The sequence below is a fragment of the Aliikangiella aequoris genome (assembly GCF_053709105.1).
On record NZ_CM132298.1, the window covers coordinates 3,638,329 to 3,660,853 of the forward strand.

The following is a 22,525-nucleotide window of genomic DNA, read 5'->3' on the forward strand; positions in this document are numbered from 1 at the left end:
TTCAAAATCACAGACTGCTCAGTCTCACTTAACTGAGTCAATGCTACCATGCATTGCATTGAGCAGTTAAAGAAAGTCAATTCATTTGCCTCTGCTAGATACTAAACCTGAGTAGTGCCTATATATTTGCCTGACAAAAACAATGTGAAATAGCTCACCCGTGGCAATCTTATTTTCACAATCCAAGACTTTAACGATACTACCCAATATTGCAGATACTCCATCATCTTCCAAATATGCTGAAAGTGAAAATAAACAACAAGCTGCTAATTGCAATTCAACTCATACTCTTAGCCCTAAGGATTTTCTCAATTAAGGCTCCGCAGCTTACGTCTTCTATTGAAGGTTCTGGTCAAATATTCTTTCAACACAATAATCATGCTCTAATCAACTATCTGTTCAAAAGTTAACTCGTTAATTCTGTCTGACTCAATAACATTTCTTAAAAATTCAACTTTAGTCATGATCTGTTCAACTTCTTCAGTTGTATATTGTGATTTAGTATATGTAATATAATCAACATCTGATTCGCACACTTGACCTGCCAAAGCTTGTAAAGAGCAATCAACACCTACCTGCAGTCGCCATAATTCTTTTGACTGTCCAGAACAATCCCAACCATAATCACATGCGAGGAAATACCAGGCTTCTTGAGTTATTCTACTTGTTTCTCGACTAGCCAAACCTCCTATATTTATCATTACTTCGCCTTTTTTACTACTTAATGCTAATTGTATATCATTAAGTACGGCCGAAGATCGTTCTAATTCTTCGTACCTAAATAAGTTCCCCACTATTGCTGGAGGGTACTTTCCTTTTGCAGAAAGCTCAATCCAGTCCTTGGGATCGCCTAAATGCTCTATGTCTTGATTGATAAATCCGACGCACCTAGTACGTATCCATTCATGTAATTCTCGGCTTAAAGTCGAGTCAATGTGAGTGTAAGGTATTTGAGGATCATTACAATAACCTATAGCGTAGGCTAAATAATACTGCGCTTCTATATCACCACTGTTCGCTAAGTCATATAATTCTAAAGCGAGACTATACAAGTCATAGCTGTTATTGAATCTTTCGGCAAGACCAGGAGCTGAGTATTTAATTTCAGTTAACTCTTCAGTATAAGAATCGACTTCTATTAATTTTTTATGCTTTAATGTTTTTTTTGTAATCACATCTTTAACTAATTTCTCACTCGACTTACTATCGACATGCACAGAGTTATCTGATGATTGAAAATCTACCTCCCAATAGAAGGCGGTAGATGCAATGATGATGATAACTAGTAAGATGCTGATTTTTTTCATAAATTTAATGCCTATTTCAGTAATTAATATGAGCATGTCTTTAATAATATTCTACAAACTCTTGTTAGTTTCTTTGCTACGTATTTGCTCTTTGCTTCAAGCTTAATTTAGTGGCATTAACAGTCCACTGAGCCCAATGCCGATGCCGATGCCTTAAGAATCCTTCTAATTGATCTTTAGCAGTGCAATTAGTAGCTTGTGTTTTTCTTGCTTAGTACCAGACTCCATTAAGGTAGATAAGGTCTTTTGGAATGATTTATCTGATGTTAAATCAATTATTATCTTACTTATAGCTTGCAATGAAATTCAGCCTTAAATACCAATATAAATTACCGCTAACAATAATACCTTATTCATTTTTATCTATTTAGAATACCTACCTTAACAATTTTTGGCTAAGTGAGTTTCAATTCGTTATACAAAACGGCTTTAATAAGTACTTATTCCAAATTACGACTATTTAAATTTAACGCGCCAATAAGCGGCCGATATTAGGTTACTAAAATGTGAGCCTAAGTGGAAGCAAGCAAACTGTTAGCAGTAACGAGTTAAGTGGTTTGTTAGTTTTTTTAGCTTAAGTTTTAATAACTTTACCAACTATTTCGCCTTTAGAGTTTTCTATCCAAACACTAGAACCTGTTTTATCTAGCTTATCTTTAACTCTATAACTCTCATTTGCTTGCGGTGAAAATTTTATATTACCCGAGACCAATAGATCATCCATAAACAAAGCTTGACCATCAGTTGCAAACTGGACAAAACCAGCAATCGTAATAATTTGTTCTATTGCAGCGATTTCTCGGGAGACCATCAAAGGAGTCATATTGAAACCGCGTCCATGGTTCATAACGCTAGTTCTATAGCCACTATCTTCAATATCTTACCCATTAACCTTATTCACAACATAGAAGTGTGCGCTAGAACCCTCATGATTCGAAAAAGTATCTGAAATAGTAACTTTTTCTCCACTGTAGCCTACTGGGATTAGACTCTTAAAAGAAGCACATCCTGATAGAATTAAGGAAAATAAAATACACATTAAAAAGCTTTTCACAAAAAACCTACGTTTTATGATTAAAAGTTAACTGCTGATTGAATACAATAAATCTTATAAAGGCTCAAACAAACGTTTGACTACAGCCTGTTTAATTATTAGATACTGAACTTAGGCCAGTCTTGATGTCAACTTTGTATTTAATGAGACGTACGACAATTAAATCAAAAAACACTGACAACAACTACTTATACAGACACTCTTCTTGGGTGAGGAATTAGGCAAAGGATAGGCATAGCGGAAAACCTAACTCGTCGAATGAAATTTTTCATTTATTTTTATTAACTTCGTTTCCCCAAAGACAGGTCATGTGGCGCAGTGAATCAGTTTTAAACCATTTGATTAGTCCCCTAAAACGCGGCCTAAGCCAGCCAGAATCGCACCTTATGAACAGAAGTCTATCGATAGTAGCTGGTTTAGGCGCAATCTTTGGCTAAGAACACGCTCAAATCGGTTAGAGCTAGCGCCTACAAACCATTCTCAACAAACCACAACAAACCACAACAAACCAAATCCATCAGTTAAACTCATCTTCAAGATAAAAAGGTTTTGTTAGTCTAGTTAAATAATTTGATGTTATTTTGCGCCTGTCGAAACTCCACAGAGGTTAAATTAATGAAACGACTACTTTTAATTGCTGCTTTAATCTTATCCTGTAGCGCTCTTGCGAACGATCCAAAGCCTGAAGCGCCTGCAGAATTGATTCAAGAAATTAAGTTGCAATGCGAAGAATATGCCCAAGAAGACCAAGTAGCTGACGAAGACCTAGCTGACTACTTGCTTAGCTGTGTTAATGACGAACTCACAGAGCAAGGCTATCAAACATTAGAAAGCCTCGATTAAACCAAGGCTTTATTCACTCGTTTTAATCCACGCACCTTGTTGGAGACGCTTCTCGCTTTTTGAGAAGCGTTATTTAAACCATCTCTCAATTAACACTGGTTAAACGCTTTTAGACTTCGTAGAATAAACACAAAATTCTCGGCAGCGTGAACTATTGTGTTAAATATCGATATTAATTTACTTAGAACATTTCTAGAAATCGAAAAAACTCGTCATTTTGGCAAAGCAGCGGAAAACCTATACCTTACTCAGTCTGCAATAAGTGCTCGAGTTAAGTTATTAGAAGACACCTTAGGTTTAGCTTTATTTGAACGCTTTAGAAACAACATTCAGCTTACTAAGCAGGGCGAAAAGCTCTTGCCATACGCCACTCAAATGGTTGAGCTTTGGGCAAGAACCACTCAAGACATTCGGATCCCACAGGACTTTCAAGACTTAACTTGTGCAGCTCCTGACTCCATTTGGAGTTCAAAACTTGCTTGTTTACCCAATAGACTCTTTAGAGAGTTTCCAAAGCTGCAATTAGATATTCAATCAATTGATAGCAATATTATTGCACGCCGCTTAATGGAAAAAACTCTGGATGTTGGTTTTTTATATGACCAACCCAAAATTGACGAATTAGTACTCAGTAAAGCCTTTACTATGCAGCTCGCGTTTTATTCAAACGATCCAGCACTTAGCTTTGATGGTATAAACGAGAAAAACTTAGTCACCATTGATCTGGGCATTACTTTTAAAGAAATTCAAGCGCAGTTACTGCCGAATGTTTCTAGCCCAATTTTTCAAGCGGCCAATTGGCAAATGGCAATAGACTACGCTTTAGAGTTTGGTGGAGTCGCCTTGTTACCAGCGTCCCTTGCTAAACGTAAAAAAGGTCTATCAATTATTCAAGACTCGCCAATTATCGACCGCGATATTTTTCTTTGTTATGCCAAAGATATTACTAAGCAAGAAGCTAAAAATACGCAAATTGAGTTTATTAAAAAGTTGATAGAGAATAATTTTAAAGCTTAATCAACGACTTTAAAAACGGCTTTGAAGCGAGGCTTACCATGGCGGGTTAAATAATAAGTCACTTCGCCCGAATCAGGATTAATACTAATTTGCCAAATGTTTGTGGTTGCTTCTGGAAGCATCGCTCGAGTCTCCTTATCTGCAGGAAAGCTTTGCTGAAACTGAGTACCATCGGAAGTCGCTATTCCACCATACATTGTTAGGTCGTGTGGGCTACCATCTGCATGCCTATGGTCGTGCTTTAAACTCAATTCATTATCAATATAACGAATGACCCAAGTGCGAGAAGTATCAGCAGCAACCGCAAAAGGCACTTTAATAACATTCGCCTTGCAGTCAGCAAAATTTAAAACTAACAGTTTATTTGCAAAACTATCTTGAGGATCAGCGGGAAAAGTTGAATGCCCGTGAAGCGTTTTTCCACACAAGCTTTGCAAGTGAGCAAAAAACTGTTGCTTGGCATCTTTCGTTAACCCAGGAAGACTAGTGAATAACAAAACTAACAAGACTAGAGTGCGCATAAAGACCTTTTTATTATTAAGTGGTGTAAGTTCATTGGCTTAAAGTGACAACTCGTTTAACTCAATCATTTGAGTTAAACGGTGCTGAGAGCCAGGCTGAATGAGAATAGGGGGCTTAATATTGGCAGATTCAACACAAAGCATTTTTAGATACTCGGCGTCTCCAAAATCAGTCATCCGTTTCGCTTTTTCTTTCCAAGGGTTCCATACCACACAAGCGTTGCTCGCACGCTGATGAACACTAATGGTGTGAAGTGGCGTTTTAACTATTAATTGCTCTTGGGGCAATAAATAAATTCGGTCAATTTCTTGATCAAAGCTAAGCAAAGGCGCTTGCTCCTGTAAATTAAGCTGCCTTAATTGGTCAAAATAAGCCAAACCTTGCAGGCCGACTAATTCGGTTTGATGAATATCACCAACATTAAAATAAGAATGAATTGCCTCGCTTATATGAAAAGCTTCTTCATCGTTATTTTCAGTCACCAAACTAATCGTTAAACTATCTGTCATGGTAATCTCAACAGTTAGCTTAAACCGATAATCGAAAAACGCTCTAGTCGCTGCGCTATCAACTAAACTCAGCGAAACTTTAAGCGCTTGTTGCTGATAACTCACCGACTCTAATTGAAACTGACTAATACGTGCAAACCCATGCTGCGGAAGTTGCGGATTTTGTGAATGCGCTCCAAACCAAGGCCAACAAATAGGCGCGCCACCGCGTATAGCTTGGCTACCATTAGTTACTGCTTTATCGCTTAACCATAAAAGATTTTGCTTTCCTTTAGGAGCAAACGACAAAACTTGCGCGCCCTGCAACACAATTGTGGCGCTAGCTAATGGCGTACACATTCTCAAGCAAGGCTGGCCATCTAACTCGTTAGTTAGGTTAACAAACTCTTTTAAATTTTCTGGTATTAACATACTTTTCATTTAAAAATTATTCGCTGCTTTACACCTTTATAACCCAGTGAGCCTGCCAAAACCAATAAAAACAATAGCGATAACGCACCGCCACCACCTGAGGAGCTCGGTGGTGCCGCTTTAGTGGTTGAACTGAATTGACGCGTTTCGGTTCCTACCGTTAAGCTGGTAGTAACTGAAGCACTATTCGTTGCGGCGCTGGTGTGTCTTAAGCAAACGCTTTGACCATTGCTAATGTTTGTGGCAACACTGGTAAAAGTTGCGCCACAGCCAATTGAAAACTCTCCGCCACTCACACTTATGGCAACTGGTTCAGCTACGCCATTAATGGTGACACTATTAGAGGTTATTTGAGTCGATAATTCTGCACCAGTAACTGCGGTAAAAGCAAAGTCATCTGGCGTTCTATCAGGTGACGTAGTGCTAACAAAATCGCCACTAACTCCATTAACATCGAGCGTTGTGGTGGTTTGAGTAACATAGTTATCTGAAGAAGTATGCCTTACACAGATAGTGTCTTGTGGTGACACTTCGCCTGCTTGTGAAGTAAAACTATTCGGATCACAACCTATAGAGTATTCGCCATTGGTCACGCTCACTGGAATGGCGACTTCAAAGCCACTTAGTACAATACTATTAGACGTAATTGATGTAGAAATAGCAATATCGGTTTGGCCATTAAAGCTAAATTCGTCTGGCGTAGTATCTGGTAGGGTGGTGGTAGTAAAGTTTACGTTTAAACTACCTAAAGTTAACGTCGTGGTTTTACTTGTACTATGCTCTGACGAAGCAGTTTGTCTAACACAAACAGTTTCCCCTAATGCAATACTACCAGTAACATTGGTAAAATTATTTTCCTGACAGCCTTTAGAGTATTCGCCTTGAGTAATGCTAATTTCTACCTGGTTAGTAATACCTAATATTGTCACTATTTCCGAGGTATTCACCGAATCGAGTTCAACATTGTCGAGCGAAGTAAATATTACATCATCAGGCAGCGTATCGGCTTCGGTACGGCTTTCAAAAGTGAAGGTTGATGCGCCAACGGTTAGCTGAGTTTGAGTTGTTTGATAATAATCTGCCGAAGACGTATGTCGCACACATACCGTATCGCCTTCATTCGCTTTGCCTGCTACGCTCGTAAAACTATTATCGCAGCCTAACGAGTACTCACCAGCCACCACACTAATATCAACCTCTTGAGTTATTCCCGTAATGGTTTCTGTATTCGAGGTTATTGTTGCGTCACGTGCCGTGTCGACTTGAGTGGTAAAATTTAAAGAGTTTGGAACATCTCCGTTAACATCTGCCTTAAAAATACCGCGACCATGAGTTGCTGCATAAAGCGTATCTGTTCCACTCCATACCAACTCATCAACCGAAACATTAGCTGGTCCATTATTGTTAAAGTCCCAACTCGCACCACCATCACTAGAAGTAAAAATGCCCACTTCTGTTCCTACATAAACTTGGTTATTTTTAGTCGGGTGTATCGCAATGGTTCTTATGGGCGCTGGGGGAATTTGATTTGGCGATGTACCAACTGAGAGATTAAATGTAACCCCCGCATCGGTAGATTTCCATAAGTTGTTATCTTCATATCCGCTGAAAGAAACATATAAAGTATCTGTGTTAATCGGATCGATAGCAATTCGCATGACATAGCGATCTGGCATGACCGAAGTAACTATACTGGTCCAAACCGGAGAGGCGTCGAGTCCATTGGTGGTTTTAAAAATTGAGCCGTCGTTATGTCCTACATAAATAACATTGCTATCACCCGGAGCCACGGCAATTGCACTTATCGCTGAATTTCCTGTAATTGCTGATTTTTTGCTTACCCAGTTAGGACTGGCATCTTTAACATTGTCGCTAACCCAAAGTTGACGAGCTCCACCTAGCATTCGGTTAGGTTCGTTTGGATCAAGAATAAAAGGCGCAATAAAATTAGCACCGTCGGAGTCCATCCCATTGCCATAAATATAACTAGACGATACGCCACCGTTAGTACTACGATGAATTTGCAAATAAACATACTCACCGTATAAATAATTAGAGTCGGTAGGATCTGCTGCCGAAAAGCCGCCATCGCCACCAAAAGTGTCGGTCCAACCTTCACTATCTCCTTTATAGACCAAAGTGCCGTTGTCTTGGGTGCCACCAACAACGGTATTATCCGGTGCGACGCCCATGCCATAAAACTGAGTAATCGCTAATTCATTGTTGAGCTCTTGCCAACCGTTGGTACCACTTGCCACGCTAATATCTTCAGCGAAGTAAACCCCACCGTCATTAGCAAAATAAACCCGCTGGTTATCCACACCGTTGTAGTCAGGGTGTTCTAAAATGAAGTGATGATCTGCATGGGGGGAGTTAGGCGCTTGCCACCAAATACTAATTCGACTTAAATTCGCGCCACCATCTTCAGAGCGATATAAATCAATACCGCCAACGATAATATGATCGGGGTTAGTGGGATCAACCCACAAAGCGTTATCATACCAACCTTGCGAGCCTAAATAGCTTGTGCCCGTATTAATCAACGTATAAGACTGACCACCATCGACACTTTTCCATACTTCACCCGAATTTTGCTCAACCGAAGCATAAACAATATCTGGATTTGAGCGAGCATAAGCCACCTCAATTCTTTCCGAACCTAAATCAGCAAGTCCTGTCGATTGGGTCCATGTAGCGCCAGCGTCAACACTATAGTAAGCACTTCCCCAAGCACCGGCGATAAGCTTATTGTTATCGCTTGGATGAACATCAACATCATTGGTGCGTCCAACATGTTGCCTGGTCCATGACTCTCCAGCATCTAATGATGTCCAAATCCCGGTGTGAGTCGCGGCAATAACCTTTGATGAGTCGTTTAACATAGTTAAACGGTTGACCCAATAAAAGTCGCGCACATTTTGGGTCGCACTTAAGCCTTGCCACGATACGCCCTTATCAACCGATTTAAATATTCCTAGCCCTCGAACATTATCACTATTAAAAGTGCCTTCACCTGTACCAGCATAAATCACAGCACTATTGTTAGGATCAAACTTTAGTGTCGAAACAGACAAGTTGGCCATAAAGTCATCGGTTGGTTGCCAACTAGCACCAGCGTTCTCGGTAACCCAAACACCGCCAGAAACAGAACCCACATAAATTCGATCACTATTGTCTGGGTCAAATGCAAGTGAACGAATTCGTCCGCCAATATTACCCGGCCCAATACTTTCCCAAGAAGTTGAGTTTAACCCTGCGCCATTCGCTTGACGGAGCTTGGCTTGGTTTACAAAATCTCGCGCTGCTTGCCAGTTTTTAACATTGAGTTGTTTGTTTTCGCTCAGCTGTTGCATATATCGAAAAGCGTATGCTTCACCAGGGTGGTCGGGCTTAGGTTGGACTAAACGATTTAAAGATTTTTCTAGGCTGGCCAATGGCATTTGGCAAATGTCTGCTTCGGTCACGCTGCGCTCAGAAAAAAGCCTTGTTTTGGTTTCAGCAGACAAGCTATTAATAAGTTGCCGATGAGTCGCATCAAAATTAGCGCCACAATTTTGTAGGTTATTTTCCGGCAACCCGAAGTAAATGGCTGGAATTAATACGAGCGCGCTCACACTCAAAATTTTTACTAACTGACGCATAATAAACCTTCTTGTGATTGGTATAACTTAGTTTGGTGTTTCACACTTCAACAACGCTATGAAACTAGCTTAATTGCTTAATTAACGATCACCACAACGGGCAGACTTAAAGTATTCGGCGCTTGTCCTACCGCTGGTTGCGAACTTACCGTTAAAGAATATTTACCGGCTTGGGTGAACTCGATACTCTTTTGAACTTGATTGCTAAAAAAATTAAATTTAGCCGACTCTCGACTTTTACGGCCCAAATTAACTCTTAAGGGTGATTTAATGTAGGCACTTGGGTTGATTATAAGCTCTTGGTTTGGTTTTAAATGTAAGTCAGCCTCACCAGAGTTAATGTGCTTTTGCAGGTCTAACGGCTCAGCCTTATCAGCAGTGCAACCACTCAGGCAGCACCACATTAAACCAGCCCAAAAAACTCTTGCTAACATAGTGACTCTCCTATAGTTACGCTAACTCAAAATTAAAACTACCACCTATACAATCTACTCGCGCAAAAATAGGCTTCCTTGGATGGCTTATTACCACTCGTATAAGTGACTATTTTAGCCTAACCATCTGATTAAATTGGGAACTAGAGCGCAGCTTTTAAGCTCGCTTTACGGCAACTTTAATTCACTTAGACTACCAAAGAATGCGCTATTTAGCGAAAGATCGAGCAATAATTGCTTGTTTTATGGCACCTAACGTTAATACTCAAGGGTGCGCTGGCTAATACTTTAGAATCATATCGCGATAAAAAGGTTATAAATCACTATAGTTCACTTTAGCTTATTATTACCTAAAAGAGAGTTAAAATATGAAAACTTGGACGCCGCTAATCGCAACATCGATAGTCTCATTATTACTAAATGCCTATCCAATATTTATGGCAAGTGTGGTTAAGGCCGAAGGATGGCTAGAAGCCGGTTGGGTTTGGTATTATTTTTCTATACCAGTCACACTCGTCATCTTTTCGGTTGGCTTGTTAACCTCGGTTATACTTTATTTCGCACGCTTAGGAAAAACTAAAACCGCACCTGCAAACTCTGCTGGTGAAAGCTAAGTCCTTCGGCTTTCGCTATATGACTAGCAGCTTGTGAAAGCTGCTTTCTACCCACTTCATTAAGCTCTTGAAAAGTCGTTACTTTTAAAAAGCTATTTACACTAAGGCCGCCATTTTGACGGGCATATCCTAAGGTGGGTAAGGTGTGATTAGGACCACTAATATAATCACCTAGAGCCACTGCACTATTAGCCCCAATAAACAAAGAGCCATATTGAGTTAATGCGGCAGCGGTTATTTTTTCATGGCACAACATTAAGTGCTCTGGCGCATAAGCTTCACTGAATTGGATTAACTCGCGCGGCGACTCGGCATAAACCAAAGCAATCTGTTGATTGTCTAATAATGCTTTTGATTCTGGTGCTGCCTCTATATAAGCCAATAATTTTACTAACCAGCTCTTACTATCACTCACAATAATTGAGCACGCCATAGGATCGTGTTCTGCTTGGGCTAACGCATCGAGCGTAATCCAGTCGATAGGTTGGTTTGCATCACACAGGGCTAATAACTCGCTCGGACCGGCTAAGCCGTCTATTTTTAGCTTATACTGTACTTGCTTTTTGGCTTCCGCAACCCAAGCATTGCCGGGCCCAACAATAAGATCAACAGGCGCAATACTTTTATAGCCAAAAGTTAATGCGCCAATGGCTTGCACGCCACCGATTTGCCAAAACTCAGTTGCCCCAGCTAACGACGCCGCAGCCAAAATAGCGGGATCATTAGAAGGAGAGCAGGCAATGCGTTTTTGGCAGCCAGCAACCTTGGCTGGAATGAGCGTCATTAATGCGGTCGATATTAATGGAAAGCGCCCTGCCGGAATATAAGCACCAATATTTTCTAAACTAGATACGTTTTGTCCATACCGCCCAAACTCATCACTAAACTCGGTAGACTGTAGCGATGCTTTTTGAAACCGAGCAAATTTTTCAATCCGTTCGGCGGCTAATAAAATAGCCTGTTTTAGTTTAGGATCTAGGTCATATTGGTTAAATTCCAGCAATGAAATTTTTGTTGGGGCCAGTTGATCAAATTTTAAAGCTAAGCGGTCAACTTCTGACTCACCTTGTAACTCTATTGCACGCAGCATTTCACTAACCGCAGTAGCAATTTCTGGTTGCTGGCCTAACTTAGGGCGCTGCCAATCTTGTGCTTTAGTTATCATTAAAGCGACTCCTTAGTTCATTACTAATGTCTTCTAGTGCGACACCTTTTGCTAGCGCGTCGGTTAGCGCAAAAAAGATCAAGTCTGCGGCTTCCCATCGAGTCTCCTCAACGCTTTGTGCTTCAATAAGCTCTAATGCTTCTTCTTGTATTTTTTCAGCACGAAACTCAGCCGACTGAAATAACTTTGTAGTAAATGAATTTTCTGGCAAGTGTTGCTTTCTAGAAGTAAGCAGCTGGCTTAGCTTAGCTAAACTAAACTCATTTTTTTGCGACGCAAAGCAACTATATCGATCAAAGTGGCACGCATTATTAGTCTGCTTTACTCGAAATAAAAGACTGTCGCCGTCACAATCAACGTCAGCTTGGACCAATATTTGTTGATTGCCACTGGTTAGCCCTTTTTCCCAAAGCCTATTGCGACTTCTACTCCAATAAATACCTTTACGTTGCTGCAAAGCGTTGGTCAGCGACTCTTTGGTTGAGTAGGCCAGCATTAAAACTTTTTGCGTATCTACATCTTGTACAACGGTTGGTATTAACTCTAGTTTATTAAAATCGACTTGGGTTAAAAAGCAATCAACTAAATCAAGTTTACCGGTATAAATTGACATTCCTATTTGGCCATTGGCACCAAGTTGAGTAAACCACTGAATATCTTCAAGACTGGTAATTCCGCCTGCAACCGTAACAGTAACCGGAGAAGCTTTCACAACTTGGCTAATTCTTTCACGATCGAGGCCTTGTAAAAGACCTTCTTTTTCAACTTGTGTATATAAAAATTCACTACAATTTTTTGCAAGCTCTGGAATCAAGTCAATAACTTTTTTGCTTTCTGTATTAGTCCAACCTTGAGTAGACCAATAGTCTCCCTTGGCATCAATAGCAAAAATTAAATTTTCTTTGGCTATTTTTTTTACCCAATCGCTACGACAACTCGTTCCTAAAATAATTTTACTTGCACCAGCTTTAATATAACTTTGAGCTGTTTCAAGATCACGTATGCCACCGCCAACTCGACAAGCCCTGCGTTTTAATAATTCAAAAATGAGCGCCTGATTATCACCTTGGCCGAGCGCAGCATCAAGATCAATAATTGCCACTTCACCATACACAGAAAACTCTTCTAGCAATTCAAATACATCGCTTCGCTCAAGTACTTTCTCTTTGCCTTGCTTTAACTGAACCGCTTTACCGCCCATTAAATCGATTGATGGTATTAACATTTTAATTTCCTAAACTTATTGATACGTTTTAGTTACGAGGCTGCTTTTAGCCAAACGACATAACTATTGATTAACTTCGAATTTTTAAACCATTTTTTAACAAGTAATCTTTTACTTGGGCGACTTGGTATTCACCTGAGTGAAACATACCAGCAGCAAGGCAAGCATCAGCCCCATTTTGAAACGCTTCTAGATAATGTTGTTGATTTTTCGCACCGCCAGAAGCAATGACTTGGCAAGATACTAAGTCACTTACTTGTTGGGTAAGCTTAGTATCAAAACCACTGCCAGTACCGTCTTTATGCATGGCTGTTAATAAAATCTCTCCGGCTCCGCGCTCCGCTACCTCTTTACACCAATCAAAAAATTGATTACTGACCCGTTTACGACCACCATTGATATACACACCTAAACTTGAGTCTGCCTCTTGGTTGACATCAATTGCGACCACCACACATTGACTGCCGTAGGCTAAGGCGGTTTGATTAATAATATCTGGCTGCAATATTGCAGTTGTATTTAAAGCAACTTTATCTGCGCCAGCATCTAAAAAGGCTTTAACATCTTCAAGCTTTTTTAACCCTCCACCAACAGTAAATGGAATCGATAAATTTTTTGCGATTTGATTGACCAATTTAAGTGCCGTTGGGCGGTTTTCATTACTGGCAGATATATCCAAAAAAACTAGTTCATCAGCGCCTTGCTGTTCGTATGCCAACGCAAGCTCCACAGGGTCACCCATATCTCTTAATTGTTTAAAGTTAGTGCCTTTAACAACTCGCCCTTTATCCACATCTAAGCAAACAATGATTCTGGGCATTAATTCATTTTTACTGTCTATTTGATAGTTCATTTGTTACTTCCACTTAAGACCGCTTCACTGAGTTTTAGTGCCGCTTGTTCACGATCACCCATTAGGCTCTCCCGAATGATTTGTAACCCTGCTTGTGATGATTTTTCAGGATGAAATTGCACGCCGGTAAAGCTACCTAAGCGCACTGCTGCACAAAATGACTCACCATAATAAGTTTCAGCAATGGAATAATCGCTCTGCTTAACAGCGAAACTATTAACAAAATAAACTATCGCTTGTGGCCATTGTGGCGAGCTTAATTTAGCCCAGCCAACCATTGGCTTTTTAGGAAAAGCAAGCTTACGTGCACAACCTTTAAACCAAGCCAAACCTTTTACCTCGGGATCTTCTTCGCTGGCTTCGAAAAATACTTGCATACCAACACAAATGCCTAGCATGGGAATATTGTTTTGATGCGCCTGAGTCAGGTAGGCTTCCCAGCCAGAAGCAGTTAGATTTTTAATAACCGTGCCAAATCGCCCTTGACCAGGAATTACTATCGCATCAACAACTTCATTATTAGGTTGATCTAAAATACTAACTTCAAACCCGAGCCTTTCAATGGCGGCCGTTAAGCTATATAAATTACCTGCTCGAGTATTAACAATAATTACTTTTTTCATCATTAGTTCTACCTAATTGGCTACAATACACCCTTGGTCGTATTGTCGCCTTGTGCTGGGGAAAAAGCTTCACGCAAGGCGTAAGCCACTGCTTTAAAACAACCTTCAACTAAGTGATGATTATTACGAAAGTACTCCGGCTTTATATGCAAAGTCATAGCGGCACTGGTCGCTAAAGTTCTAAAAAAATGTTCGAACATTTCGGTACTAACACCACCAATATTTTCGCGTGTGAACGCCAAGTCTCCAACATAAATTCCGCGTCCACTGACATCTACTGCAGCTAAAATTAACGCTTCATCCATTGGCAATAAACGCTGCCCATAACGTTGCATATTTGGTAATGCGCGCCAACTTTGCTGTAATGCTTCACCAATACAAATTGCAACATCTTCAACTGTGTGATGATCGTCAACATAAAGATCACCTTTAACCGACAAACGCATATCCCAACGAGCGTGATTTGCTAGCTGCTCTAACATATGATCAAAAAAACCAATTCCCGTATTAATATCAACTCTTTGACTTCCAGCAATATTCAATTCAAGATCAATTTGAGTTTCTTTGGTTTTTCGCGCAATTTTAATTGATGTTAATTGAGTGGACATAACCATTCCTCTAGTTGATTAATATTCTCCAGAACAATATCTGCTCCGGCTTGGTATAGCGCTTCGGCGTTTTCTACACCAATACCAATGGCGAGTGAATTCGAAGCGTTGGCGGCTTGCATGTCGTCTGGATTGTCGCCGCACATCCAGCTTAAATTTGAGTACTGACATTGTAGTTTATTAATTCCTTCTGGTGAGGGTTTAGGTAAGTCAACATCATCAAGACTGATACAGGGAAGCTCACTCAAGCCAACTAACGCTTGACCAATAGCCGCTTCAGTACGTGGTCTTCCGGTAACTACCGCAAACTGAGTTTGCTGTTTGCACAGTAGACTTGTCACTAAAGTTGAATTAATTAGCGCTGTTTCGTTAGCGGCTAAGCCATTATTATTTTCACCTAAATAAAGTTTTTGAAAAGTCTCTGTTACTTGCGCTAAGTCAATTGAAACACCTTTACTCGCAAGCAAGGCTTGCGCAAGGACCCAATCGTTGTTAAATCCACCACTATTTCTTAACTCAAAAACCTCGTCGCGAGTAACCGCTTTATCGGTAAATGTTGCAACAGTTTCTAGCACACAAGTGTCGTAACTATTCGAGGTGTCTATCAACACGCCATCCATATCAAAACAAATTAAGCCTGGGGTAAGGGCTTGCTTTAGCAACTCAATTAAGCGATCGATCTGATAAGGGAGGGTGATTCGCAAACAGTGGCTTAACGACTCTTCACTAAATGAACGCACCAATACTTGGTTTTTATTTAAAAATGACTTTACTGCCGCAGCTTGTAGAGGAGGCAATTGCAAAAGTACAAAGTTAGCTTGGGACTCAACAAATTTAATTTTATGTTGGCGTAACCACTCACATAATGCTTCTCGATTTTTTCTAATAGCACGGCAGTAAGCGATAACTTCTTTACGATTTTCAGCAGTAAGTGCCGCGTTAGCTATTTGCAAACTGGGTTGCGGAATATTAAACGGCATACAGCGCTGTTTAAACAAACTAATTAGGCTCTTCTCACCGAGCAAGTAGCCTAGCCGAATACCCGCTAATCCATAAGCCTTGGATAAGGTCCTTAGTATGACTAAATTATCAAACTGGTTTAACAGCCGCTTAGCATCCGAGCCAGCCTCTGAAAACTCAATGTAGGCTTCATCGAGAAAAACCCACCCGCCATTTTGCTTAGACGCCTTTATTATTCGCTCAATATCTCGCTGGCTTAGCTGCTCTCCGGTGGGGTTGTTTGGGCTTGTTATAATAGTTACTGCGCCTTGTTGGCAATTATTTGCCTCTATATTCGCTTCTACATCAATGTTTAAATCCGCTTTAGCTGCGACCTGGGTTGCTTTTAAATTCCAACTTTCTAATCCCCAGGTATATTGAGAAAAAGCGGGCAGTGGCAAAATCAACCGGGCAGTTTCTTTAATAATACGCATCAACAACATGATGGCTTCATCTCCGCCATTAGTCGCTAATACTTGGCTTGCTTTTAGCTGATTAATTTCAGCTAAGATTGCTTCTAACTCGGCGCGCTCTGGATAAGCCCACAACTCGCTCGCGTTAGCCGTGTCTAGGGCCAACTGACTTGGGTAATCACTGCGCTCATTAAAGTCTAGTTTAAGCCATTGATTCATCTCTTTATCCTCTATTCTCGTCGACTGACTAAAGCGCTTTACGAATCGGCGTTTCAAGAATATCTGTTGCGCCAGCAGCGATAAGTTGTGGAATTAAAGTCCTAATTTCACTTTTTTGAACTGCAGCCTTTACTGCAAATCCTTTATCTTGATAAAGCCGAGAAACGGTTGGAAAGCGCATGGCTGGTAGAAGCTCTACAATCGAATTAATTTGCTCATTACTACAATTCATTTCCAACAAAACTCGCTCTCGACCATTAAGTACGCCTTGCATTAAGGTTAATAAGTCTTCAATATCTTGTCGTTTTGCAGGGTCTTGAAGGGTTTGCGCATTAGCGATAAACTGAGTAGAACTTGTCATTACCGTATCAACAATTTTAAGCCGATTTGCGCGGATAGTCGTGCCGGTTGAAGTATTATCAATAATCATATCGGCATCTTCTGGCGGAAACACTTCTGTCGCACCATAAGAGCGCAACAGTTGATAGTCTAAACCCAGTTTATCTAAATAGTTTTTTGCTATCTGCTTGTATTCAGAGGCAACAATTAAAGGTCGCTTTTGCATTTCCTGCCAATCCCAATCCTCCGGAATGCAAGTCACAATTTTAACTGGGTCGAAACCAAGGTTTTTTAATATTTCGACATTGCATTGGCGCTCTTCAATCCAGTCGATTCCAGCAAATCCAATATCGTGCTGCCCCATTTCAACCAGCGTAGGGATGTTTTGGCTTTTCAAAAGTTTAACTTCTAAATCAAAGCCAAATGCTTGCGGACGGTAATTGCGCTCATCGCCAATTAAATCAATTCCGCAGTCCGATAATAACTGCAGCACTTTAGTGTTAATTCGGCCTTTTGGTAATACTAGCTTTAAAGTCATTTGGTATTCCTCATTTTAAAATTTTCAATTCGATAATTCTGCTTGCAAAAACCGCAGCCAAAAAAAAGCCCCGGTTACTGGGTAAACGGGGCTTTATAAAAAGGTGTAAATTAAATAATCACGCAATCACAAAAGCACCGCCACTCCAATGATGATGGTGATGAAATTGTGTGTTTTGGATTAAATTAATTGTTTTCATGACGCGGATTGTGACAGACCAAAAAACAAAAAACAAGCATAACTTATTAATTTATAAGGATATTTTCACCTGTCATGTATATACAACCTAGCGAAATTAGAGGCTAAACTAATGTTTTTAAAAGCGAAATAAGCTTTAATACCATCGAGTGTTAGCCTCAATTTTTAGTGAAAAACTGGCGTTTAAATTTACTTAGCCGATACGCTTTCTAGCGGAAACTCAATTCCAAGCCAAGCTTTAAAAGCTTGCTTTTGACTTTCGCTAGGATTTTTAACTAGTTCTAATTTGCGCTCAGTCTTAGGTAGCGATGCTAGCTCCAATGTTTTTTGTGCTAACATATCATTACGAAAAATAGTTAACTTCACACTGTTTCCGGCTTGATACTTCTCGAGAATTTCGTCCCAGTTTTTAGGCGTTACTTTTAATCCATTAAGGGCAACAATTTGATCATTGATAGTCAATCCCGCTTGCCAAGCAGGCCCATTGCGCTCGACTCGTTTTAGGCTTAAAAAGCCACGGTAGTCTTTTAGTTCAAACCCAGCCCAAGGTTTATAATCGGAAGGTTTTAGTTCTGCAAATTGAATACCTACTCGCTCCAATAAGCTTTCAAAGTCTGGTTGCGCGGGCTGAAGTACGTACTTTTTCCACCAGCTTGAATAATCTTTTTTAGTTAACTTTTTAGCTAGCGACAAAATATCTTGCTGATTAAATCCAATCGCTAAGTACTGCTTGTAACTGTCAGCTTTCGCACTTAGTTCATCATACAATGCCTTGTGAATATCTCTATAACTGACTTTATTCTGAGTGTCTTTAAGCATTTGAAAATCAAGCAACCAGGAAGTCATATAGCCCTCCGAGTAAATATTAACGCTATGATTTTCTGCAAAATCACCACCTTGAGCGATCCACTTTTCAAAGCTGGCATCAGCAATAGACTGCACCTTTGCTCCAGGGCGGCGCTCAAAATCATGGATGCGAAGCGCTAGCTTGTCTAAAAATTCTTTGACCGTTTGGAGCTTTGCCGTTAATAAAAGTCTATCTTGAAAATAGCTTGTCGAGCCTTCAGCAACCCAAAAAAGTTCGGTGTAGTTTTCGCTTTGATAATTATAGGGAACTAACTCGCTAGGTCGATAAGCTTTAACATTCCAAGTATGAATAAGTTCATGAGAAGCCGTCCGTAAAAATTTTAAATAATCCTTTCTAGGGGCAAAAGATAAACGGTGCCTTTGAATAACGGTAGAGTTTAAATGTTCTGTCGCACCCGACGCTCCGGAAGTGGCATGTACAATAAACACATATTTTTGATAAGGATAACCCGACCAAATTGTTTGCGACTGACTCACGAGCTTTTGCAAGTCATCGGCCATTTTCTGTGCATTGTAATTGCCTTCACCCCAAATAACTAATTGGTAGTGTTTGCCCTGAGAATCAAATTCAAATAGTTGATTAATTCCGGTTTCTATTGGAGAAGAAGCAAGTTGATGATAAGACTGTGCCACAAACTCATGCGCCCCAATAGCCGTCATGCCAGAAAAACTTTTCCACCCTTGCGGAACTTTTAATTTGACGAGATGCACTTTTTGCATCATCGTCTTTTCATACATTAACACTGCAGTGGCATCTAAATACGCGTGTGTACTATCGATATGCCGAGATCGCCGCGCCAGCTCGTTGGCGTAAACTTGATAAGTTAAATTAACTTTTTCGCCACTTGGGTTAGCTATTTGCCAATGGCTTTTATCTATTCTAGTCCAACTTAATTCGCTGCCACCGTCACCATAGGCTTTAAAATCACGAATACCGTTAGCTTGATTAATAATTAAGTAATTTCCCGTTCTCCAAGTGGGTAAAAACACATTTAACTGAGTTTCACCCTTAGGGATAGTCATACTAACATCAGCTAAATGATGCTCGGGCTGATTAATATTGATTAAATACTCCACTTTCGCAGAGACACTTAGTGAGATGAAAATACTAATGAAAATAAGCCATTTGCCTAACGTTAAGGGCATCTTTAATCCTTGTTTATTGCTTAAAATAGTTTTAATTCGGCGACTATTCTAATCAATTGCACCCAATTATTATAGGGGCATATAAAAGCTCAGCTTTTCATTAAGAGATAAATGCTAGAATTAGCAAAGACTAACCATGACTTCTTTAGTAAGTGTGGCTATAGTCTTATTTACCTAACACTAGCACTCTAATGAGTGAAATGAATGAACCGAACAAGTGATCAACGGATTAACAAAAGACCGATTTCCGAAGCCTGCGAGCGCAATAAACAACCGATTTTAGCACAGCTTAAGAAGCTGCTGGAGCAACCACAGTCAGTTTTAGAAATTGGTAGTGGCACTGGACAACATGCCGCATTTTTTGCCGAACAGCTACCCAATGTGACTTGGCATACTAGCGATCTAGTTGAAAATCACCCATGGATAAATTCCTGGATAGAAAGTGTGAAGCTTGACAATTTAATCGCGCCGTTTCACTTTGACGTATTAGCTGACTGGCCAACACAATCTTTTAATGCGGTATTTAGCGCTAACACCTTACATATTATGCCATGGGAGGGTGTGGTTGCATTATTTCAACACATCAATACGATTCTCGAACAAAACGGCTTGTTAATAGTTTACGGACCTTTCAAGTACCAAGGTGACTACACCAGTAACAGCAACTTACAGTTTGATCAGTGGTTAAAATCACAACACAGCTACAGTGGAATTCGTGATTTTGAAGCCGTGAATTTATTAGCCAATAAGGCAAAATTAAGTTTAGAAGGTGACTTTGCTATGCCAGCAAACAACCAATTACTGGTGTGGCGAAAAAATTAATCGCCAAGACTTAAGCTTGTTTCAATAGACAGCTTTTGGCTTTGCTCAGTAATTAGGTCGCTGAGTTTAACCAACTGATATTGTTGGCTATATAAGCCTAACTGATCGGTCAGAAAATCAACGGTTTGTGGGTAGGGGTGGCAAATAATAACCACTTGACCGTTTTTATCAGCGATTTTAAGCGCTCGTTCAAAACGTTGTTGAATAATTTCAGCAAGCTGAGGCTTTTGCTTGGCAGTGTGGTGGTCTAAAAATATATCTCTCCCAATACTTGGAATGCCTAGCTGCTGTGCAACCTCTTGAGCTATGGACTCTTGGCTCGTTTTAGAGTCTAAAAAGAACCATCCGAGCTGCTTCGCTTTTTGCATAACCCAGCGCATAGCTTGCTCGTTTTCGGTGAGCATACTGCCCATATGATTATTAAACCCAACTAAATGCGGGATACTGCTTCCACTATCTAACATTGTAGACTGCAAATTATTTTTATCCATCGCATTATAGAGTGCGCCCGGGCCAAGTAAGTCTGGGCGTGAAAATGCTTCCATAGGCAAATGCATTATAACCTGATGACCATTCGCATTGGCCGTTTCAGCTATCGCTTTAGCATGGGGGGTGTGTGGCAATATTGCAGCAGTTAAGGTTGGTTTTATAGCGAGTAACCGCTGTGCAACAGCCGAGTTCACTCCCAAATCATCAACCACAATGGCAATTTTAGGCAAATCGTGTTTGCGGGAGTCAAATTGAGGTAATAAATCTGCTAAATTTTTACTTTGTAAATACTCGGGTAGCCCTAAGGGATTAGCTAACGGAGCCATAGCATTGGCCAAATGACTAACAAAGCCAAACACAACAAAACTTAGAATGACACGGCAAAAAAAATTCAACAACTGATCTCGCTATTATTGGGGCGTATTAAGTAGATTATAAGCTTGAAGAATTTCGAGATCATCTAGCAATGTGACTTTTGAAGGATTTTTTAAGTTACTTGTGGCGCTAATCACATCAGGTGTAATGCCTAAATCTTGAATTCTCGCCCCTGAAGGAGAGAAATACTCGGCCGTGGTAAACTTCATGCCGGAGTCAGCGGTTAACGACACGACCGACTGTATCGACCCTTTACCATAGGACTTTTCACCTAAAATTAACGCTTTTCCATGATCTTTAAGGGCTCCCGCAAAAACCTCGCTGGCTGAGGCAGACCCGGCATTTATCATAATTACTGTATTATAGTGAGCAAAAGGCGCTTTAGCAGTCGCTCTATAAGTTTGATTTGCATCAGGCGTCCGACCAACTGAAATTAATAGATTACCGGACTTAATAAATAAGTCCGACAGCTCAATTGATACTTCAAGATCGCCGCCGGGATTATCCCGTAAATCAATAATTAAACGTTCTATTTTTGAGGCCTTATTAAGCGTAGCGAGTGCTTGCTTAAACTCGCGAGCCGTATTCATTGTAAATTGTTGTATTTGAATATAGGCGGTGGCGTTAGATAATTGATGGCTCACAATACTCGGTAGCAGCAGGATTTCTCGGCGCAGTTTAATTTCTTTAGGTTGAGCAAAATGAGGCGCAGTAACAGTCAACTCTAACCGAGTGCCAACTTTGCCTTTAAGCATCGTTAACGCTTCATTAGCCGATAAATAAATTACCGCTGTTTGGTTTATGTGAGTAACCAACATCCCCGGTGTTATTCCTTGCCGAGCGGCAGGACTATTGGAAATAACCTGGTTTACCTGTAATCCATACTCATGATCATTAAAACTTAACCCCACGCCGGCATATTCTCCCGAATTATCGCGATTAAATTGTTCAAATTCATCAGCCGGTAAAAAACGTGAATGGCTATCGAGACTACTTACCATACCTTGAATAGCCGCCTGTAACAGCACGCTGTCGTCGACTTCTTTAACATATTGGGTTTTAATTTGATAATAGGCTTCGGTAAGCGCTTTAAGCTCATTTAATGGAATGCTTGACGTAGTACCAGACTTAGCCAGTAAACTAATACTACTAGTCGATAAAATAACCCAAGCAAAAATTAGAGTGATACATTGTCGCGTCAGTTTCAATGGCAAACCTAAGTGGAAGTAATTAACTTAACTATAGTCAAACCCTGTAAGATCAACAATAAAATCACCAAGTTGACTGCATTCTG

The 22,525-nt window shown here is 40.3% G+C and carries 20 protein-coding genes; 4 read left to right on the plus strand and 16 right to left on the minus strand.

What is annotated here, in order from left to right; all coding sequences use genetic code 11:
* Nucleotides 1-383: 383 nt before the first annotated feature.
* Both ACUR5C_RS15760 and ACUR5C_RS15765 read right to left on the minus strand, forming a co-directional pair.
* The gene (locus ACUR5C_RS15760) at nt 384-1,217 is read right to left on the minus strand and encodes a hypothetical protein (RefSeq protein WP_454466143.1); all 834 of its coding nucleotides are present in this window, start codon (nt 1,215-1,217) and stop codon (nt 384-386) included.
* A 664-nt stretch (nt 1,218-1,881) separates the two neighbouring features.
* Nucleotides 1,882-2,130 carry a hypothetical protein gene (locus ACUR5C_RS15765; RefSeq protein ID WP_454466144.1) on the minus strand — a complete coding sequence of 83 codons (249 nt, stop codon included), beginning with the start codon at nt 2,128-2,130 and terminating at the stop codon, nt 1,882-1,884.
* Nucleotides 2,131-2,976: 846 nt separating this feature from the next.
* On the opposite strand from ACUR5C_RS15765, the gene ACUR5C_RS15770 reads away from it, so the two are divergent.
* Nucleotides 2,977-3,204 (plus strand): hypothetical protein, encoded by a 228-nt coding sequence (locus ACUR5C_RS15770; RefSeq protein WP_454466145.1) that lies wholly within the window; start codon nt 2,977-2,979, stop codon nt 3,202-3,204.
* 156 nt (nt 3,205-3,360) lie between these two features.
* Complete coding sequence (locus tag ACUR5C_RS15775; protein ID WP_454466146.1) at nt 3,361-4,221, plus strand: LysR family transcriptional regulator; 861 nt, start codon at nt 3,361-3,363, stop codon at nt 4,219-4,221.
* Here ACUR5C_RS15775 and ACUR5C_RS15780 read toward each other — a convergent pair.
* The 4 genes from ACUR5C_RS15780 to ACUR5C_RS15795 form a co-directional block, all read right to left on the minus strand.
* The gene (locus ACUR5C_RS15780) at nt 4,218-4,742 is read right to left on the minus strand and encodes a hypothetical protein (protein WP_454466147.1); all 525 of its coding nucleotides are present in this window, start codon (nt 4,740-4,742) and stop codon (nt 4,218-4,220) included. The two genes, ACUR5C_RS15775 and ACUR5C_RS15780, sit on opposite strands and share 4 nt — an antisense overlap.
* Before the next feature lie 39 nt (nt 4,743-4,781).
* On the minus strand, nt 4,782-5,672 hold the full coding sequence (locus ACUR5C_RS15785) for a D-hexose-6-phosphate mutarotase (protein WP_454466148.1): 891 nt from the start codon (nt 5,670-5,672) through the stop codon (nt 4,782-4,784).
* The gene (locus tag ACUR5C_RS15790; RefSeq protein ID WP_454466149.1) at nt 5,669-9,304 is read right to left on the minus strand and encodes a hypothetical protein; all 3,636 of its coding nucleotides are present in this window, start codon (nt 9,302-9,304) and stop codon (nt 5,669-5,671) included. Before ACUR5C_RS15790 ends, ACUR5C_RS15785 begins: the two co-directional genes overlap by 4 nt.
* Nucleotides 9,305-9,381: 77 nt before the next feature.
* A complete protein-coding gene (locus tag ACUR5C_RS15795; RefSeq protein WP_454466150.1) occupies nt 9,382-9,738 on the minus strand; it encodes a hypothetical protein in 357 nt (118 codons plus the stop codon).
* A 368-nt stretch (nt 9,739-10,106) separates the two neighbouring features.
* Between ACUR5C_RS15795 and ACUR5C_RS15800 the strand changes: the two genes are divergently transcribed.
* Nucleotides 10,107-10,352: a hypothetical protein gene (locus ACUR5C_RS15800; protein ID WP_454466151.1), complete on the plus strand. Its 246-nt coding sequence runs from the start codon at nt 10,107-10,109 to the stop codon at nt 10,350-10,352.
* Here ACUR5C_RS15800 and hisD read toward each other — a convergent pair.
* From hisD to ACUR5C_RS15840, 8 genes are all read right to left on the minus strand, one after another.
* Nucleotides 10,315-11,517, minus strand: a complete 1,203-nt coding sequence (gene hisD, locus ACUR5C_RS15805; RefSeq protein ID WP_454466152.1) for a histidinol dehydrogenase — start codon at nt 11,515-11,517, stop codon at nt 10,315-10,317. The two genes, ACUR5C_RS15800 and hisD, sit on opposite strands and share 38 nt — an antisense overlap.
* Nucleotides 11,507-12,742, minus strand: coding sequence for a phosphoribosyl-ATP diphosphatase (hisE, locus tag ACUR5C_RS15810; RefSeq protein WP_454466153.1), 1,236 nt, complete (start codon nt 12,740-12,742; stop codon nt 11,507-11,509). The genes hisD and hisE overlap by 11 nt, the downstream gene beginning before the upstream one ends.
* A 70-nt stretch (nt 12,743-12,812) precedes the next feature.
* Complete coding sequence (gene hisF, locus ACUR5C_RS15815; protein ID WP_454466154.1) at nt 12,813-13,595, minus strand: imidazole glycerol phosphate synthase subunit HisF; 783 nt, start codon at nt 13,593-13,595, stop codon at nt 12,813-12,815.
* The gene (gene hisH / locus ACUR5C_RS15820; RefSeq protein WP_454466155.1) at nt 13,592-14,221 is read right to left on the minus strand and encodes an imidazole glycerol phosphate synthase subunit HisH; all 630 of its coding nucleotides are present in this window, start codon (nt 14,219-14,221) and stop codon (nt 13,592-13,594) included. Before hisH ends, hisF begins: the two co-directional genes overlap by 4 nt.
* A 17-nt stretch (nt 14,222-14,238) precedes the next feature.
* Nucleotides 14,239-14,826, minus strand: a complete 588-nt coding sequence (gene hisB / locus ACUR5C_RS15825) for an imidazoleglycerol-phosphate dehydratase HisB (RefSeq protein ID WP_454466156.1) — start codon at nt 14,824-14,826, stop codon at nt 14,239-14,241.
* Nucleotides 14,811-16,457 carry an aminotransferase class I/II-fold pyridoxal phosphate-dependent enzyme gene (locus ACUR5C_RS15830; RefSeq protein ID WP_454466157.1) on the minus strand — a complete coding sequence of 549 codons (1,647 nt, stop codon included), beginning with the start codon at nt 16,455-16,457 and terminating at the stop codon, nt 14,811-14,813. The genes hisB and ACUR5C_RS15830 overlap by 16 nt, the downstream gene beginning before the upstream one ends.
* Nucleotides 16,458-16,485: 28 nt before the next feature.
* Nucleotides 16,486-17,334 (minus strand): ATP phosphoribosyltransferase, encoded by an 849-nt coding sequence (gene hisG / locus ACUR5C_RS15835; protein ID WP_454466158.1) that lies wholly within the window; start codon nt 17,332-17,334, stop codon nt 16,486-16,488.
* A gap of 387 nt (nt 17,335-17,721) precedes the next feature.
* Nucleotides 17,722-19,545: a M61 family metallopeptidase gene (locus ACUR5C_RS15840; protein ID WP_454466159.1), complete on the minus strand. Its 1,824-nt coding sequence runs from the start codon at nt 19,543-19,545 to the stop codon at nt 17,722-17,724.
* A 204-nt stretch (nt 19,546-19,749) separates the two neighbouring features.
* On the opposite strand from ACUR5C_RS15840, the gene ACUR5C_RS15845 reads away from it, so the two are divergent.
* Nucleotides 19,750-20,367, plus strand: coding sequence for a DUF938 domain-containing protein (locus tag ACUR5C_RS15845; protein ID WP_454466160.1), 618 nt, complete (start codon nt 19,750-19,752; stop codon nt 20,365-20,367).
* Here the strand turns inward: ACUR5C_RS15845 and ACUR5C_RS15850 are convergent.
* Nucleotides 20,364-21,251 carry a divergent polysaccharide deacetylase family protein gene (locus tag ACUR5C_RS15850; RefSeq protein ID WP_454466161.1) on the minus strand — a complete coding sequence of 296 codons (888 nt, stop codon included), beginning with the start codon at nt 21,249-21,251 and terminating at the stop codon, nt 20,364-20,366. The genes ACUR5C_RS15845 and ACUR5C_RS15850 overlap by 4 nt on opposite strands.
* A 15-nt stretch (nt 21,252-21,266) precedes the next feature.
* Entirely contained in the window at nt 21,267-22,439 is a 1,173-nt protein-coding gene (locus ACUR5C_RS15855; RefSeq protein ID WP_454466162.1) for a S41 family peptidase, read from the minus strand.
* Nucleotides 22,440-22,525: the final 86 nt, after the last annotated feature.

Bases quoted from the DNA above. Each gene is read 5' to 3' on its own strand.
- ACUR5C_RS15795 (WP_454466150.1), bottom strand. From the start codon at position 9,738: ATGTTAGCAAGAGTTTTTTGGGCTGGTTTAATGTGGTGCTGCCTGAGT.
- ACUR5C_RS15770 (WP_454466145.1), top strand. From the start codon at position 2,977: ATGAAACGACTACTTTTAATTGCTGCTTTAATCTTATCCTGTAGCGCT.
- ACUR5C_RS15800 (WP_454466151.1), top strand. From the start codon at position 10,107: ATGAAAACTTGGACGCCGCTAATCGCAACATCGATAGTCTCATTATTA.
- hisE (WP_454466153.1), bottom strand. From the start codon at position 12,742: ATGTTAATACCATCAATCGATTTAATGGGCGGTAAAGCGGTTCAGTTA.
- hisB (WP_454466156.1), bottom strand. From the start codon at position 14,826: ATGTCCACTCAATTAACATCAATTAAAATTGCGCGAAAAACCAAAGAA.
- ACUR5C_RS15830 (WP_454466157.1), bottom strand. From the start codon at position 16,457: ATGAATCAATGGCTTAAACTAGACTTTAATGAGCGCAGTGATTACCCA.
- ACUR5C_RS15765 (WP_454466144.1), bottom strand. From the start codon at position 2,130: ATGACTCCTTTGATGGTCTCCCGAGAAATCGCTGCAATAGAACAAATT.
- ACUR5C_RS15780 (WP_454466147.1), bottom strand. From the start codon at position 4,742: ATGCGCACTCTAGTCTTGTTAGTTTTGTTATTCACTAGTCTTCCTGGG.
- ACUR5C_RS15785 (WP_454466148.1), bottom strand. From the start codon at position 5,672: ATGAAAAGTATGTTAATACCAGAAAATTTAAAAGAGTTTGTTAACCTA.
- hisH (WP_454466155.1), bottom strand. From the start codon at position 14,221: ATGATGAAAAAAGTAATTATTGTTAATACTCGAGCAGGTAATTTATAT.
- hisD (WP_454466152.1), bottom strand. From the start codon at position 11,517: ATGATAACTAAAGCACAAGATTGGCAGCGCCCTAAGTTAGGCCAGCAA.
- ACUR5C_RS15845 (WP_454466160.1), top strand. From the start codon at position 19,750: ATGAACCGAACAAGTGATCAACGGATTAACAAAAGACCGATTTCCGAA.
- ACUR5C_RS15790 (WP_454466149.1), bottom strand. From the start codon at position 9,304: ATGCGTCAGTTAGTAAAAATTTTGAGTGTGAGCGCGCTCGTATTAATT.
- hisG (WP_454466158.1), bottom strand. From the start codon at position 17,334: ATGACTTTAAAGCTAGTATTACCAAAAGGCCGAATTAACACTAAAGTG.
- hisF (WP_454466154.1), bottom strand. From the start codon at position 13,595: ATGAACTATCAAATAGACAGTAAAAATGAATTAATGCCCAGAATCATT.
- ACUR5C_RS15840 (WP_454466159.1), bottom strand. From the start codon at position 19,545: ATGCCCTTAACGTTAGGCAAATGGCTTATTTTCATTAGTATTTTCATC.